Origin of the sequence: Filobacillus milosensis, from assembly GCF_004402015.1 — a bacterium.
Classification (GTDB): Bacteria; Bacillota; Bacilli; order Bacillales; family Alkalibacillaceae; genus Filobacillus; species Filobacillus milosensis.
The window spans coordinates 1-15299 of the sequence record NZ_SOPW01000020.1 but is presented as its reverse complement, the minus strand read 5'-3'; the positions used below and the strand labels follow the sequence as shown (position 1 = coordinate 15299).

Annotated in this window: 18 protein-coding genes; 14 read left to right on the top strand and 4 right to left on the bottom strand. The window is 35.4% G+C overall.

Features of this window, described 5'->3' with window-relative positions; all coding sequences use genetic code 11:
• Positions 1-17 precede the first annotated feature (17 nt).
• Entirely contained in the window at positions 18-575 is a 558-nt protein-coding gene (gene def / locus E3U55_RS14755; protein WP_134341253.1) for a peptide deformylase, read from the bottom strand.
• Positions 576-723: 148 nt separating this feature from the next.
• Between def and E3U55_RS14750 the strand changes: the two genes are divergently transcribed.
• The 5 genes from E3U55_RS14750 to lpdA all read left to right on the top strand — a co-directional run bounded on the left by E3U55_RS14750 (position 724) and on the right by lpdA (position 6812).
• Complete coding sequence (locus tag E3U55_RS14750) at positions 724-1383, top strand: YkyA family protein (RefSeq protein WP_134341252.1); 660 nt, start codon at positions 724-726, stop codon at positions 1381-1383.
• Positions 1384-2023: 640 nt separating this feature from the next.
• Positions 2024-3067, top strand: coding sequence for a pyruvate dehydrogenase (acetyl-transferring) E1 component subunit alpha (pdhA, locus tag E3U55_RS14745; protein ID WP_134341294.1), 1044 nt, complete (start codon positions 2024-2026; stop codon positions 3065-3067).
• Positions 3068-3070: 3 nt separating this feature from the next.
• Positions 3071-4048, top strand: coding sequence for an alpha-ketoacid dehydrogenase subunit beta (locus tag E3U55_RS14740; RefSeq protein ID WP_134341251.1), 978 nt, complete (start codon positions 3071-3073; stop codon positions 4046-4048).
• Between the two features lie 19 nt (positions 4049-4067).
• Positions 4068-5402 (top strand): dihydrolipoamide acetyltransferase family protein, encoded by a 1335-nt coding sequence (locus tag E3U55_RS14735; RefSeq protein ID WP_134341250.1) that lies wholly within the window; start codon positions 4068-4070, stop codon positions 5400-5402.
• Between the two features lie 3 nt (positions 5403-5405).
• Positions 5406-6812: a dihydrolipoyl dehydrogenase gene (lpdA, locus tag E3U55_RS14730; protein WP_134341249.1), complete on the top strand. Its 1407-nt coding sequence runs from the start codon at positions 5406-5408 to the stop codon at positions 6810-6812.
• Between the two features lie 44 nt (positions 6813-6856).
• Here the strand turns inward: lpdA and E3U55_RS14725 are convergent, their stop codons facing one another.
• Positions 6857-8398: a glycine betaine uptake BCCT transporter gene (locus E3U55_RS14725; protein WP_134341248.1), complete on the bottom strand. Its 1542-nt coding sequence runs from the start codon at positions 8396-8398 to the stop codon at positions 6857-6859.
• A gap of 164 nt (positions 8399-8562) precedes the next feature.
• Between E3U55_RS14725 and E3U55_RS14720 the strand changes: the two genes are divergently transcribed.
• From E3U55_RS14720 to E3U55_RS14685, 8 genes are all read left to right on the top strand, one after another.
• Positions 8563-9480 (top strand): polysaccharide deacetylase family protein, encoded by a 918-nt coding sequence (locus tag E3U55_RS14720; protein ID WP_134341247.1) that lies wholly within the window; start codon positions 8563-8565, stop codon positions 9478-9480.
• 635 nt (positions 9481-10115) lie between these two features.
• A complete protein-coding gene (locus tag E3U55_RS14715; RefSeq protein WP_134341246.1) occupies positions 10116-10493 on the top strand; it encodes a hypothetical protein in 378 nt (125 codons plus the stop codon).
• A 38-nt stretch (positions 10494-10531) separates the two neighbouring features.
• The gene (locus tag E3U55_RS14710) at positions 10532-10714 is read left to right on the top strand and encodes a putative quinol monooxygenase (RefSeq protein WP_134341245.1); all 183 of its coding nucleotides are present in this window, start codon (positions 10532-10534) and stop codon (positions 10712-10714) included.
• A 157-nt stretch (positions 10715-10871) separates the two neighbouring features.
• The gene (locus E3U55_RS14705; RefSeq protein ID WP_134341244.1) at positions 10872-11141 is read left to right on the top strand and encodes a hypothetical protein; all 270 of its coding nucleotides are present in this window, start codon (positions 10872-10874) and stop codon (positions 11139-11141) included.
• Positions 11142-11189: 48 nt separating this feature from the next.
• Positions 11190-11750, top strand: a complete 561-nt coding sequence (locus E3U55_RS14700) for a hypothetical protein (protein WP_134341243.1) — start codon at positions 11190-11192, stop codon at positions 11748-11750.
• Between the two features lie 314 nt (positions 11751-12064).
• Entirely contained in the window at positions 12065-12190 is a 126-nt protein-coding gene (locus E3U55_RS14695) for a GapA-binding peptide SR1P (protein WP_134341242.1), read from the top strand.
• Between the two features lie 72 nt (positions 12191-12262).
• Positions 12263-13219, top strand: a complete 957-nt coding sequence (locus tag E3U55_RS14690; RefSeq protein ID WP_267195391.1) for an NAD(P)H-dependent flavin oxidoreductase — start codon at positions 12263-12265, stop codon at positions 13217-13219.
• 18 nt (positions 13220-13237) lie between these two features.
• Positions 13238-13510, top strand: coding sequence for a UPF0223 family protein (locus E3U55_RS14685; RefSeq protein WP_134341241.1), 273 nt, complete (start codon positions 13238-13240; stop codon positions 13508-13510).
• Positions 13511-13544: 34 nt separating this feature from the next.
• Here E3U55_RS14685 and E3U55_RS14680 read toward each other — a convergent pair whose 3' ends face one another.
• Positions 13545-14186 (bottom strand): YktB family protein, encoded by a 642-nt coding sequence (locus E3U55_RS14680; RefSeq protein ID WP_134341240.1) that lies wholly within the window; start codon positions 14184-14186, stop codon positions 13545-13547.
• Between the two features lie 119 nt (positions 14187-14305).
• On the opposite strand from E3U55_RS14680, the gene E3U55_RS14675 reads away from it, so the two are divergent.
• Positions 14306-15103 carry an inositol monophosphatase family protein gene (locus tag E3U55_RS14675; RefSeq protein ID WP_134341239.1) on the top strand — a complete coding sequence of 266 codons (798 nt, stop codon included), beginning with the start codon at positions 14306-14308 and terminating at the stop codon, positions 15101-15103.
• Here the strand turns inward: E3U55_RS14675 and E3U55_RS17755 are convergent.
• On the bottom strand, positions 15088-15299 hold a 212-nt coding region (locus tag E3U55_RS17755), incomplete at its 5' end, for a hypothetical protein (RefSeq protein ID WP_228547585.1). The two genes, E3U55_RS14675 and E3U55_RS17755, sit on opposite strands and share 16 nt — an antisense overlap.

Below are 15299 nucleotides of genomic sequence, written 5' to 3'. Positions count from 1 at the left end.
ATTTTATTAATCAGCACTTACATTTCTTCTGCAGCTGTAGAATTTTCAGGTGGTTGGAAAGGTTGTTGCTCATCAATATGATCATAGAACATGATGCCATCTAAATGATCTATTTCGTGTTGAAGTACAATAGCAGCATAACCTTTTAATCTAAATTTGACTTGCTCACCATCTAGGTTAGTAGCCTGGATTGTGATTCTTGCATAGCGTGGCACAATCCCGGGAACGTCACGATCAACACTTAAGCATCCTTCACCATTTTGTAAGTATGTTTTTTCAACTGAATGACTAACAATACGTGGGTTAAATAAACCCATACTATATTCTTTTTCATTAAAGTCGGTAAAGTGTACAGCTAACATTCGCTTTGATATGCCGATTTGAGGTGCAGCCAATCCAACACCTGGTCGTAAGTTATACTTTTTAGCTATTTCATCATCTTGACTATTTTTTATGAATTGTAACATCTCTTGTAGAGTTTCATTATCATCATTTGAAGCAGGAAGGTTTACTTCTTCAGCTTTTTCACGCAAAACTGGTGCCCCTTCGCGTACGATGTCGTCCATAGTAATCAAAGCAATTCATCCTTTCAAATCTGTGTGGTTAACATCATCATTTTATCACAATTTTTTCTAACTTCTTAGTAAATTGATATTATTTTTTAAAGGTACAATGTGTTATACTTTTTATTAAGAATCCACGAACTAGAAAGAGGGAGAATTCATGAAACGAGTAATCATTTCAGTATTATTGTTATTATCAATGGTGGTCCTAGGTGCATGTACGGATGATTATAATGCGGCAGAAGATATGTATGATCATTTGGAAAAATCAGTTGAACTAGAAAGCTCATTTCAACAATCACAATCTGATTTAGTTAAACTAGAAGAAGAAGAAAATGAACTTTATGATCAAATGATGGAAATTAACATGAATGAATTAGATAAAATACAAGGAATGGTAGATGAAGCTTTAGGACTCGTTGAGGAGCGTCGTCAACTATTAGAACAAGAAAAAGAAAGTATTGATGCTGCTAAAGAAGAATTCGATCAAGCAGAGCAATATGTTGAAGATTTAGATGAAGAACCGAAAAAATTAGCGAATCAAATGATTGAGAAGATGGATTCAAGATTTCAATCATTTAATGATTTATATAAAGCTTATCAAAAATCTTTAGATTTAGATGCTGAATTGTATGAAATGTTGAAGAATCAAGACTTGAAAAAAGAAGAGTTAGATCAGCAGGTTGAAGAAGTCAACGCAAGTTATGAAAAAGTTAAAAAGGCACAAAAAGAATTTAATACTTATACAAAAGAATTTAACGAACTAAAAAGAAAGTTTTATGAAGCTTCAGGGCTAAATGTTGAATATCAGGAAGATTAAATTGTAATAACACAGAACACACTATTCATTGTTGGGTAGTGTGTTTTTTTGTAAGCATCTATTGAAATTGGTGTTAATTCTTCGAATCGCTACAGGCGGACGCTTTCCGCGGGCACGGCCAACGAAGGAACATCTATGAATAATCTCCTTTGCACCTTTACGCCGAGTAACCGCAGGCGCAGGACGTGGCCGCTTTTAGTCGACCAGGAGTCGCCGCCTTTCGCTTTACGTAGATATATCCTACTTATTCTTTATTTTTATCAGCATTAACTTTAACATCATCTAATACAATACCACCTGTTATAATACAGTTTCAAATAATGAGTGTAACAGAAGAGGTGGTTTATATATTGGTTTATTGATAGAAAAGGTTAATAAACCTATAAAGGTAAAAGTGTTTGACGATTTAGTGTGAATTAGGATAAACTACGGTAAGATGGAAGTGTATTAGTCAATTGACCATTCTTGAATGTAACAGGTGGTCATGGTTAAACTTGTTCATTTAGGGGTACATATTTTAAAGATATGGATTAGTACTCGGCAGTTTAGGTAAACTATTAAAAGTTAATTTATTTGGAAGGAAGAGGTGACTGAAGTGAGCTTTAAAAGTCCACTTGAAGGAATCGATGAAAAATTTGAAATGATTCAGATTTTGAATGAAGATGGTGAAATGGTTAATGAAGATGCTATGCCTGATTTGTCTGACGATGATTTAGTTGAATTAATGCGTCGTATGGTTTATACACGTGTGCTAGATCAACGTTCAATTGCTTTAAACCGACAAGGTCGTTTAGGTTTTTACGCACCAACTGCTGGACAAGAGGCATCTCAATTAGGAAGTCATTTTGCTTTAGAAAAAGAAGACTTCTTATTACCTGCATATCGTGATGTGCCACAGTTAATTTGGCATGGACTACCACTGTATCAAGCGTTCTTATTTTCTCGTGGTCATTTTCACGGGAACCAAATGCCTGAAGATCTAAACGCAGTGAGCCCGCAAATTATTATTGGTGCTCAAATCACACAAGCAGCAGGTGTCGCACTAGGACTTAAACGTCGTGGCAAGAAAAATGTTGCTATAACTTATACTGGTGATGGTGGAGCATCACAAGGTGACTTTTATGAAGGTATGAACTTTGCTGGAGCTTATCAAGCGCCTGCTATTTTTGTCGTGCAAAATAACCAGTTTGCGATTTCTGTTCCTGTAGAGAAACAATCAGCAGCTAAAACAATCGCACAAAAAGCAGCAGCTGTTGGAGTGCCAGGTTATCTTGTAGATGGTATGGATGTCTTAGCTGTTTATCAAGTCACTAAAGAAGCGCGTGAACGTGCTATTAACGGTGAAGGTCCAACCTTAATTGAGACGATGACATATCGTTATGGTCCACATACAATGGCCGGAGATGATCCTACACGTTACCGTACAGACGATATGGACGACGAATGGGAAAAGAAAGATCCATTAGTACGTTTTCGTAAATACTTAGAAGGCAAAGATTTATGGTCTGAAGATAAAGAGAATGAAGTCATTGAAAAAGCAAAAGAAGAGATTAAAGCAGCGATTAAGAAAGCTGACGGTCAAGATAAACAAAAAGTAACGGATCTAATCTCTATTATGCATGATAAACTTCCATATAACTTAGAAGAACAAATGGAAGAATATAAAGAAAAGGAGTCGAAGTAAGCAATGGCACAAATGACAATGATTCAAGCAATAACTGATGCTCTGCGTACGGAACTTAAAAATGATGAAAATGTGCTAGTTTTTGGTGAAGACGTTGGCCAAAACGGAGGCGTATTCCGTGCGACTGAAGGTTTACAAGAAGAATTCGGAGAAGAACGTGTTTTTGATACGCCGTTAGCTGAGTCTGGAATTATTGGTATGTCTGTTGGACTATCCACTCAAGGATTCCGTGCAGTACCAGAAATCCAATTCTTCGGCTTCGTTTATGAGGCAATGGATGCTGTAAGTGGACAAGCAGCTCGTATGCGTTATCGCTCAGGTGGTAGATGGCATGCCCCAATCACTATTCGTTCGCCTTTCGGTGGTGGGGTTCACACACCAGAATTACACGCAGACAGCTTAGAAGGCTTAATGGCTCAACAACCTGGTTTGAAAGTTGTTATCCCTTCAAATCCACACGATGCAAAAGGGTTATTAATTTCAGCAATTAGAGATAACGATCCAGTTATTTTCTTAGAACATATGAAACTTTACCGTTCATTCCGTGAAGAAGTACCAGAAGAAGAGTACACAGAAGAGATCGGTAAGGCAAAAGTTAAACGCGAAGGTAAAGACATTACATTAATTGCTTATGGTGCTATGGTTCATTCAGCATTAAAAGCAGCTGAAGAACTAGAAAAAGAAGATATTGATGCTGAAGTTATCGATTTAAGAACGGTCTCTCCAATTGATATTGAAACAATTGTAGAATCTGTTAAGAAAACAAACCGTGCAGTAGTTGTACAAGAAGCTCAGAGACAAGCTGGAATTGCTGCAAGTGTCGTATCTGAAATTCAAGAACGTGCTATCTTACACTTAGAAGCACCCGTATTAAGAGTAGCAGCTCCAGATACAGTGTACCCATTCTCTCAAGCTGAAGAAGTATGGTTACCTAACTATGAAGATATTGTAGAGAAAGCGAAGCAATCCATTAACTTTTAATGATTAGGAGGGAAAAATAGTGGCCTACGAATTTAAACTACCTGATATCGGTGAAGGTATTCATGAAGGTGAAATCGCCAAATGGTTTGTAAAAAAAGGCGATGAAATTAAAGAAGACGATGTTCTATGTGAAGTTCAGAACGATAAAGCAGTCGTTGAAATCCCTTCTCCAGTTGAAGGTGAAGTTCTTGATGTATTAGTTGATGAAGGTGAAACAGCAGTTGTCGGAGATGTCATTATTAAGATTGATGCTGAAGGTTATGAGGGTGACGATGACAGCTCTGAAGAAGAGGCTGATGATTCAAAAGAAGTTTCTTCTAAAGAAAAAGAAGAGGTGTCTAAAGAAGAATCAAAAGACGATAAAAAAGATAAAGAAGACAAAGAAGATAAGTCCCAAGAAAAAGATGATTCTAACGAAGATGAAGGCGAAGAGAAGCGCGTTATTGCCATGCCTTCAGTAAGAAAATATGCACGAGATAATGAAGTTAACATCCAAAAAGTCCAAGGTTCAGGCAAAAATGGTCGTATTCTTAAAGAAGATATTGATCAGTACTTAAATGGTGAACAACCGGCTGAAACAACAGAAGAAGAGTCAGATCAATCAGCTGAATCTACTGAAGAAACAGCGAAACAAACAGTTCCTGCTGGTGAATACCCAGAAACTCGTGAGAAGATGAGTGGCATTAGAAAAGCAATTGCTAAAGCAATGGTTAAGTCTAAGCAAACAGCTCCTCATGTGACATTAATGGATGAAGTTGATGTGACAGAACTTGTTAATCACCGTAAGAAGTTTAAAGAAGCTGCAGCAGAGCAAGACATCAAACTAACTTACTTGCCTTATGTTGTTAAAGCTTTAGTTTCAACTCTTAAGAAGTATCCTATATTTAATACTTCATTTGATGATGATACTGAGGAAATTATTCAAAAGCATTACTATAACATTGGTATTGCTGCTGATACAGATAAAGGCTTACTCGTACCAGTTGTTAAAGATGCTGATCGTAAATCAATCTTTGAAATTTCTGGTGAGATTAACGAGTTGGCAACAAAAGCTCGTGATGGTAAACTGTCATCAGAAGAAATGAAAGGTGCTTCATGCTCAATCACTAATATTGGGTCTGCCGGTGGACAGTGGTTTACACCAGTTATTAATCACCCTGAAGTTGCGATTTTAGGTATTGGTCGTATTGGTGAACAACCTGTTGTTCGTGACGGTGAAGTGGTTGTCGCACCAGTCTTAGCTATTTCATTAAGCTTTGACCATCGTATGATTGACGGTGCTACAGCACAGCATGCGATGAATCATGTTAAACGTTTATTAAATGACCCACAATTAATCATGATGGAGGCGTAGATAATGGTAGTAGGAGATTTTCCAGAAGAAGTAGATACTCTAGTCGTTGGTGCTGGTCCTGGTGGCTATGTAGCAGCTATTCGTGCTGCTCAAATGGGCCAAAAAGTAACAATCGTAGATAAAGGTAATTTAGGTGGTGTTTGCCTAAACGTTGGTTGTATCCCATCTAAAGCATTAATCTCAGCAGGTCATCGCTATGAACATGCGAAAGGCTCTGAAGATATGGGGATTGTTGCTGAAAACGTTTCTGTTAACTTTGACAAAGTTCAAGAATGGAAAGGCAAGATTGTAAATAAACTAACAGGCGGTGTTGAAAGCTTATTAAAAGCTAACAAAGTAGATATCGTTAAAGGTGAAGCATATTTTGTTGATAAGAACACAGTAAAAATTATGGATGAGAAACAGTCACAAACTTACAAGTTCAAAGACTGTATTATTGCAACTGGTTCCCGAACGATTGAATTAAAGCCTTTCCCTTATTCTGATCGTGTGTTAGATTCAACTGGCGCATTAAACCTTAAAGAAATCCCAGGAAAATTAGTTGTAATCGGTGGCGGTTACATTGGTACGGAGCTTGGTGGAGCTTACGCAAGCTTTGGAAGCGAAGTAACAATCCTGGAAGGAACTAAAGATATTTTAGGTGGATTCGAAAAAGGTATGACTCAGTTAGTAAAAAAACGTCTTAAGAAAAAAGGTGTTGAACTAGTAACTGAAGCAATGGCTCAAGGTGTAGAAGAAACTGATGATGGTGTTAAAGTTACTTATGAGGTTAAAGGTGAAGAGAAAACGATCGAAGCCGATTACCTATTAGTAACTGTAGGTCGTCGTCCGAACACTGATGAAATGGGTCTAGAAGATATTGGACTAGAAATGGATGATAAAGGACTAGTTAAAATTGATAAACAATGCCGTACTAACTTAGATAACATCTATGCAATCGGTGATATTGTTGACGGACCTCAATTAGCTCATAAAGCATCTTATGAAGGTAAAATTGCTGCTGAAGCAATCAGTGGTGAAAAATCTGAAATTGACTATTTAGGAATTCCAGCTGTTGTATTCTCTGATCCTGAACTTGCAAGTGTTGGATACAGTGAAGAGAGTGCAAAAGAAGCAGGTTATGAAGTAGTTGCTAAGAAGTTCCCATTTGCAGCTAACGGTCGTGCGTTATCACTTAATGACTCAGATGGCTTCGTAAAATTAGTAACACGTAAATCTGATGGTCTTGTAATTGGTGCACAAGTAGCAGGACCTAATGCAAGTGATCTAATCGCTGAATTAGGCTTAGCAGTTGAAGCAGGTATGACTGCTGAAGACTTATCTCTTACTATTCATGCTCACCCAACGCTTGGTGAAGCTGTAATGGAAGCAGCAGAAGTTGTGCTTGGTATGCCGATTCATACAGCATAATTTTAGTTAAATAAAAAGATCGTGGCGATTGCCACGATCTTTTTTTATCTTTCTTCAGGTCTTTTTCGTTTTAATGGATAATTTCTAGCTTCTTCTTTAAATTCTTTAATTACGGCGAAAATCACCATTATGAGAATAAATGCAAATGGAAAGGCTGCGATGATTGAAGCGGTTTGTAAAGCGCCGAGTCCACCTTGCCATAATAATACAGCTGCTGTTGCAGACTGTACTACACCCCAAGCTAATTTGACTTTTACATTCGGATTTAGGCTACCTCCTGTCGTCTGCATACCTAAAACAAAAGTGGCAGAGTCAGCTGAAGTGATAAAGAATGTACTAATTAAGAAGATAGTTAATATTGACGTAAGCATCGATATCGGGTAGTTTTCTAATACCGTAAAGAGTGCTGCTTCTTGACCGACTTCACCTATAATATTAAATAAGTCCATCCCATCATTATATTCTAAAGATATGGCAGATCCTCCAAATACCGCAAACCATAATGCACCGAATAAAGTTGGCACTAATAAAACTCCGACAACAAACTCTCTTACCGTTCTACCACGTGATACACGAGCTATGAACATACCGACAAATGGAGCCCAGGCAATCCACCACGCCCAGTAGAAAATTGTCCATGACTGTAACCAACCAGTATTCTCTTCATTAAAAGGTGCCATTCTAAAACTCATGGCAGGCAAGTTTTGAATATAACTTCCTAAGCTTGTTGTAAAGAAGTTCATAATGAAGTTCGTAGGTCCAGCAAACATCATGAAAAACAGTAATAAGAATGCCAAAATAATATTTGTTGTACTTAAATACTTAATCCCTTTATTTAACCCAGTAATTGCCGACAACATAAACAAAACAGTTACTATAATGATAATGATTAACTGAAGAGTGAAATTATTCGTCAGTCCTTCAACTATATATCCTAAACCACTACTAATTTGTTGAGCACCAAGTCCGAGTGAGGTTGCGACCCCGAATATAGTTGCAAATACCGCAATAACGTCAACTAATGTTCCGTATCCACCATCCATTCGGCTTCCGAATAATGGCTTTAATGTACTACTTATTAAACCAGGAGCATCTTTTCTAAACTGAAAATAAGCTAAGGCTAAAGCTAGTACTGAGTAAATCGCCCATGGATGAAGACCCCAGTGGAAAAAGCTATACCTCATCGCGACTTTTGCTGCCTCACCTTCATTTTCTACAGCATAAGGTGGTGTATTAAAATGGTAAATTGGTTCAGTTGCCCCCCAAAAGACAAGTCCAATCCCCATACCTGCACTAAATAACATTCCAAACCAAGTAACATAATTGTATTCAGGCTTGTCGCCATCTTTTCCTAAAACAATATTTCCGTATTTCGATGCGATTAAAAATAGTGCAAAGACTAAGAATGCTGTTGCTGATAGTAAATAAAACCATCCAAATTTATCTACCAAGAAACTTTGAATTTTACCAGTAACAGTTCCTAAGTTCCAGTTTGGTAAAGTATCTTCAGAAATAACACCCCAAATAATAAATAATATAGCTATAGCTAATGAGATATAAAATACTTTTGTTACTTTATTTCCCATAATGTGCAATCATCCTTTCATGATCTAGACAAAAATTAATGCTTTATAATCGATTTTTCTATATCTTTCTTTTGCCCTATTTTGTAATTTCTACTCGAAAATGTATAGGTAATTTTAGTCTTATCATTTATAATTTAGTTATAGTATTAAAGGGGGAGACAACAATGAAAAAACTATATTTTATGCTGGGTTTAATTCTATTGCTAATGATTGTTGGGTGTGGGGAAGAAGCTCTAGAACCTGCTGTTGGACAAGGTGCAGATGAAACAAATCAACAAGAAGAAGAAAATGCTAACGATGATAATCATGAATCTGAAGAAGAAGAGAATAAAGAAGATAAGAACGAAGAGAATGCTGGTTCAAATGACGATGAAGAAGTAAATGAAGATAAAGATAATGAAGCTGAGCAAGAAGAACCTGAAAAAGAGGAAGTAAAAGAACCACAATATAAAATGAATGATGTATGGTACATAAAGCCGATTGATAAGGCTGATCCCAATGCTGTTTTACTAACAATTGATGATGCACCTGATGGACATGCATTAGAAATGGCTGCAACATTAAAGGAGTATAATGCACCAGCTATATTTTTTGTAAATGGTATTTTTATGGACTCTGAGGAAGGTAAGAAAGTAGTTAAAGAATTGTATGACATGGGATTTGAAATAGGAAACCATACATACAGTCATAAAAACTTAAGGGATTTATCACAAGAAAAGCAACATGAAGAAATAATGAGTGTGAGTAAATTGATAGAAGAGGTAACAGGTGAGAAACCAAAATTCTTCCGTGCTCCACATGGTGCAAATACAGATTATGCGCGCAAGTTAGTCAAAGAACAAGGTATGTTATTAATGAATTGGTCTTACGGATATGACTTTATGCAAGGTTATATGGAAAAAGAAGCTTTAGAAGAGATTATGGTTAATGCACCTGGTTTAGGTAAAGGAGCTAATCTGCTTATGCATGATCGGGAGTGGACAAATGCTGCTTTACCAGCAATATTAGAAGGATTAAAAGAAAAGGGTTATGGCTTTATAGATCCAGACTTGATAGAAACACCTATGGATTCAATGGAGTAAATTGAATAGACAATAACTAACAGACCTAATCGTATATGATTTGGTCTGTTCTTTTTCTTTATTTAAAGACTAATTATATAAATTGATTTCTAATCCATACGCATTTGAAGATTTATCAGAAGAAGAAATTAATAAACATTTAACTTCTGTTGACAATTTACTTTACTCATTAGAAAGTTTTTTAAGCAAATAACTTTATGGCTCAGCCCATTATGTCTGAGCCATTATTATAGGTGAATTTCTACGTTATGGAGGCAATTTAGTTTTTATTCTCAACTTTATTATTTTATGTTGAGGTAATATAAATCATAAAGCGAAAAAAGTACCTATATGCGAGAAGTCCAATGTAGATACCTATAAATACAATCATCAACATACCAAACCAATTTCTTCACTAAATAATATAAAATTATTACCGTAACAGCCTGTACAGCAACTTGACTAATTTGCATTAAATTCGCTATTAAAGTCCATACATGCATAATTCATCCAACCTTCCAATTACAATTCGTGCTTATTTTAACATATACAAACTTTTATATTCCCTTTTCTCTATCATATATACGAACGTTGATATTTTCTATATTATTATTAAAAAGTGTTCACTTAAAGAAGTGCAGATAGGATGGTTAAACATGAAATACAGTGTTTTATTGTTGACTTTATTGTTTGTATTAGCTGCTTGTAGTAGTTCAGCTATCATCGAGGAAAAAGAATACATAATTATGACTATTAGTAATGAATTACCCCAAGCCAACAACAACTGGGGTAATGGTGAAAAAATTGTTATTACGGATAGAACGACAATTATGAATATTATAGATAAAATAAACAATAGCGCTAAAAAAGATTTATCAAAAATTAGCTGGGAACATGGTCCAGAATTAAGAATAGTTTTTGAAGACAAGAACAAAAATTATCGTGAAATTAAAGCATTTATAAGTGGAACGGTTGTTACAGATAAATATGCAATTTCAGCAGGAATCAATTTCGATGAGTTAATAAATGATTAAAAGCTTTCTTATTTAACGATGAATGTGAGGTATATCTTGTGAATATTTCTGAAAATGATCCGAATTCTGTTTATGTTTATGAAGTATGGAGTAGTGAAAACGCTCATCAAGCATCTCTAACTATTGAAGCTACACAAACATTAATTAGGCGTGTGAAACCAATCATAACTGGGATGGAGAGAATCAGCACCCTAAAAACAATAGGTGGAAAGGGTATTTAATCTTATTTTTATAGTGCTAACCATTTAAGTTAACGGGAGAGGCGTTGAACAAGGCGATCATAAAAGTGATCGTTTTTAATTTTTTAATAAATTATTGGAATATTATGTTAACATTGTATTAGATATTCATAGATAATTTAATTAAGAGAACGGTGTGATGGTCATTAATAATGAAAGTAGAAGTTTATACTTAAATATGATTTTTGGGACGATTGGTATGATTTTGGTTGGATTAGGAATGATTCGCTATTTTACTCTAATTTATGACATACAAGGCTATGGTCTATCAATCATAGGATATTCGCTAACAAATGGATACATATTTTATTTAGAAAAAAAGGCTGGAATAAGTAATAAAATAATTTGGGTACAGTCTGCTGTAGGTATTACGGCTTTAGCAGTTACTACTTATATATTTTACATGTAATAAAGCTAATGGCGTGAAATAGTTAAATAAAGTTAGGAGGGGTTATGTATGAACACCAAAGACTTGGCTTTTATAGCGTTACGAATATTGGCTGTTTATATTTTGATTCAATCATTAATGGATTTATCACAGGTGGTCAGTTTTTATGTACTACCTATTTACTATGAGGAAATACAAGGGTTGGCTCGAACGCATGTTATTAATATCCTATTGCATCTAGGTCCTTTTCTGATTCAAGTCATAATGAGTATTGTGATCTGGTTATATGCTGAAAAAATAAGTCGTGTTTTTATACCTAAAAATAAGGCTTCAGTAAATCAGGATGCACTAAATCAAAACCAGCCTTCATTATCAGCTTATCAGTTTCAAGTAGCTGCAGTTTCGGTTGTGGGTCTTGCATTTATTGTATATACACTTCCACAATTTTTGCCTATGGCACAAAGTTGGTTAAGTTTAAAAGAATTAGGTATGGGACAAATCAATGACAAAGCTAAAGATGAATTATTGTTTTCCTTTTTTGCATTACTACTTCGGTTAATATTGGGGTTTGTATTGTTTTTCGGCAGTAAAGGTTTGGTCGGCTTAGTACAGAAATTTCGTGAACTTTAATTTCGTTCATTTATCAGTGAAGTGTAATTGTAAATTAATTATGAGAATGCTAAAAAACGTTTGGATAATTAAATCCAAGCGTTTTTTGTTATTTGAAGTTTTAATTAAAATATAGTTGAGCATCATTATGGCTCAATGACTTTATGGCAATAGTTCTCTTGGTTAGTTTAAAAAAATTGGTTGTATATTTTAGTTGTTGGGTATATAAATATACAAATAGCACAAAAATGAATAACCTATTGCAATAATTAGTATGACATAATATACTATTAGTAACACATTAATACACTCTAATTTGTTAGGAGCTGTTGAAAATGGGAACAATTATTTGTCAGAAGTGTCAAAAGGTTATCGATTATTTTGAACATATTAAAGTAACTAAAGTATACAGTAATCAATGCGAATGCTGTCATAAAGAGAAAAACAACTCAAACGCCTAGGCGCTTGAGTTGTTTTTTTATAGAGTTAAAAGTGATAACATTAATAGAAGAAACAAAAGGGAGTGGTCTTCTTTGAAAACTAAAGTTACAGAGTTATTATCAATAGAATTTCCAATTATTCAAGGGGGGTTAGCTCATTTAGCATATGCAGAACTCGCTGCAGCTGTTTCTAATGCAGGGGGATTAGGTCAAATCACTGCAATGAGTCTACCTGATGAACGATCATTACGTGAAGAAATACATAAAGTTAAGAATTTAACCGATAAACCATTCGGCGTAAATTTTGCAATTGGTCAGCATGGTCGACCATTTGAGCATATGGTGCAAGTAGCTGTTGAAGAAGAGGTTCCTGTCATTTCAGTCACAGGAGGAAATCCTAAACCTGTCCTTGAGATGTTTAACAATACCAACACTAAAACACTTGTGTTAGTTGCAGCAAAAAGGCAAGCTATAAAAGCTGAGGAGCTTGGAGCAGATGCAGTTATGGTTGTAGGTCATGAAGGTGGTGGCCACTTAGGGCGAGATGATATTGGTACCTTTGTATTAACACCAGAAGTTGTGGATGCCGTTAATATCCCTGTTATTGCTTCGGGGGGAATTAGTGATGGAAAAGGACTAATGGCAGCATTAGCTTTAGGAGCAGAGGGTATAGAAATGGGGACACGCTTTATTGCAACTCAGGAATGTGTTCATGCCCATCAATCTTATAAACAATCTCTACTTGAGGCTAATGAACAATCCACGGTATTAATAAAAAAATCAATAGGCGCACCAGCGAGAGCTCTAAAAAATAATTGGACTGATGAGATTTTAAAATTAGAATCTCAGGATGCTGGTTATGAAGGATTGAAAAATTATATCAGTGGCGAAGCGAATAAACGATATATTCATGAGGGAAAACAAGAAGAAGGGTATGCATGGGCCGGTCAAGTGGCCATGCGCATCAATGACGTACCTACAGTTAATGAATTATTTGAGATCATAAAACGAGATGTCAAGCAGGTTCAAAACAAATGGTCAAAACTATAAGAAAGAAGGAATTAATATATGGAATATCATTACCCCATAGACCCAGATTGGTCGACTGAAGAAGTCATTCACGTTATAGAGTTTTTTAGAACTGTGGAAAATGCTTATGAAAACCAAATAAAAGCATCTGATGTATTAACTCAATATAAAAACTTCAAACAGGTTGTCCCATCAAAAGCGGAAGAAAAAACGATGTTTAAGCAGTTTGAGAAACATTCAACTTATGTCCCATACAAAGTCGTGCAACAAGCACAAAAAGCAGCGGACAATGAGACGATTTCAATGAAATAGTTTATAAAAAAATAACTCGGCATTTGCCGAGTTATTAGCTTGTCTGAAGTGATTTAGTTAAATCGTATAATACGGATAAGTCGTTAAGCGTATCTTCACATAATTTAATAAATTGTTTACCATCTTTTAAACGCTCATCATTACGATCTAAAGTGATTCCACACAGGATTTCTGCTTTTTTCACATTTTGCAATCGATCAACAAGCTCATCAAATTTACCGTCTTTCATGCTTTGATGTGAAACGGTATCCGGTTGAGTGTGATCTTTAGACCAAACGAAATGATCTGGAATGGAAGATAAAATATGATTCTTATTCGCTTTTAATTGCTTTGCAAAGTCTGTTTTTATAGGGCTTTCATATATTAATGCAAACCAAACAAATACATGAGTTTCCCACATCCCTACTTGGAAATGAGGTAACTTTTTATAACCTCTTTTGCTACTAGCTAGAGCCGCCCAAGTATCATTAGGTGGATTTTTAGTACGTCTGGCATGCTTGGCTACATGTACGAACATTTCATCACCTGATAATGATGAAGCTGTAGGTTCTATAGCAGTTGCGATCGCCTCTAATTTGGGTGATAAGCGGCCTCTAAGTTCTTCCATTCGCTCATCTAGTCCGTCAATTTTAAAAACATCAAAATCTTTTTGTGTGAATCCTTTAAAATTAGCCACGTTACATCACTCCTTTACGTCATTCTGTAAATTATTTTAGCATACCTCTAAACTAGTTTATAATAATATACAACAATGCTAGGACAAAAAATCTATTGCAAAAGGAATGATTTTAATTAATGAATAATAGAGATTCTATCTTAAAGCAAGCCAAACAATGGATTATTGAAGCTGGTGAATTAATAAAAAGTGAAATGCATAAGCCTTATAAAATAGATACCAAGCGTGATCGTAAGGATTTAGTGACTGAAATTGATCAGAAGACTGAACAATTTTTTGTGGATCAAATTTCAACCAAATATCCTGAACATAAAATTCTTGGTGAAGAAGGCATGGGTGAGGAAGTGCACTCATTAGAAGGAACTGTTTGGATTATTGATCCAATAGATGGAACGATGAATTTTGTGCATCAGCAGCGGTTCTTTGCGATTTCTATTGGTATATATCATAACGGTATCGGTGAAATTGGTTTAATATATGATGTCATGTCAAATGTGCTTTATGAAGGTGTTCGAGGTGAAGGTGCTTATAAAGACGGGAAACAGTTGGATCCTATTGATCCAGATAAGTCATTAACTGACGCATTGGTGGGTTTAAACAATTTTTGGGCCATTCCTAATCGACGCCTGAATGAGAAAAAGATTCATGATCTCGTTAGAAAGGTGAAAGGTACAAGGTCATATGGTTCTGCAGCATTAGAATTTGCTTACATTGCAGAAGGAATTATCGATGCCTATATCACAATGCGTTTACAACCATGGGATATCGCAGCCGGTAAAATTATTGTAGATGAAGTTGGCGGTATAACTACCAGAGTCGATGGAAGTGAAATTGATATGTTAACGGGTAATACGGTTATTTGCTCAAACAAAGCCATTCATGAATCATTAATGACATTCATTCAACAAAAAGAATAAAAAGAGGCTGGGACAAAACCCAGCAACATAAAAAATCGTGGGACTCCATCGTAATGATGAATCCCACGATTTTTATATATTTTTGTAATTTTTACATAAACAAAAAGGATCCCCTTTGATAGAATTAAAGTAACCACACCATAATCCCAAGGAGGATCCTTATGTTTAAAGATTATAACATGAATCAAGTGGTTTT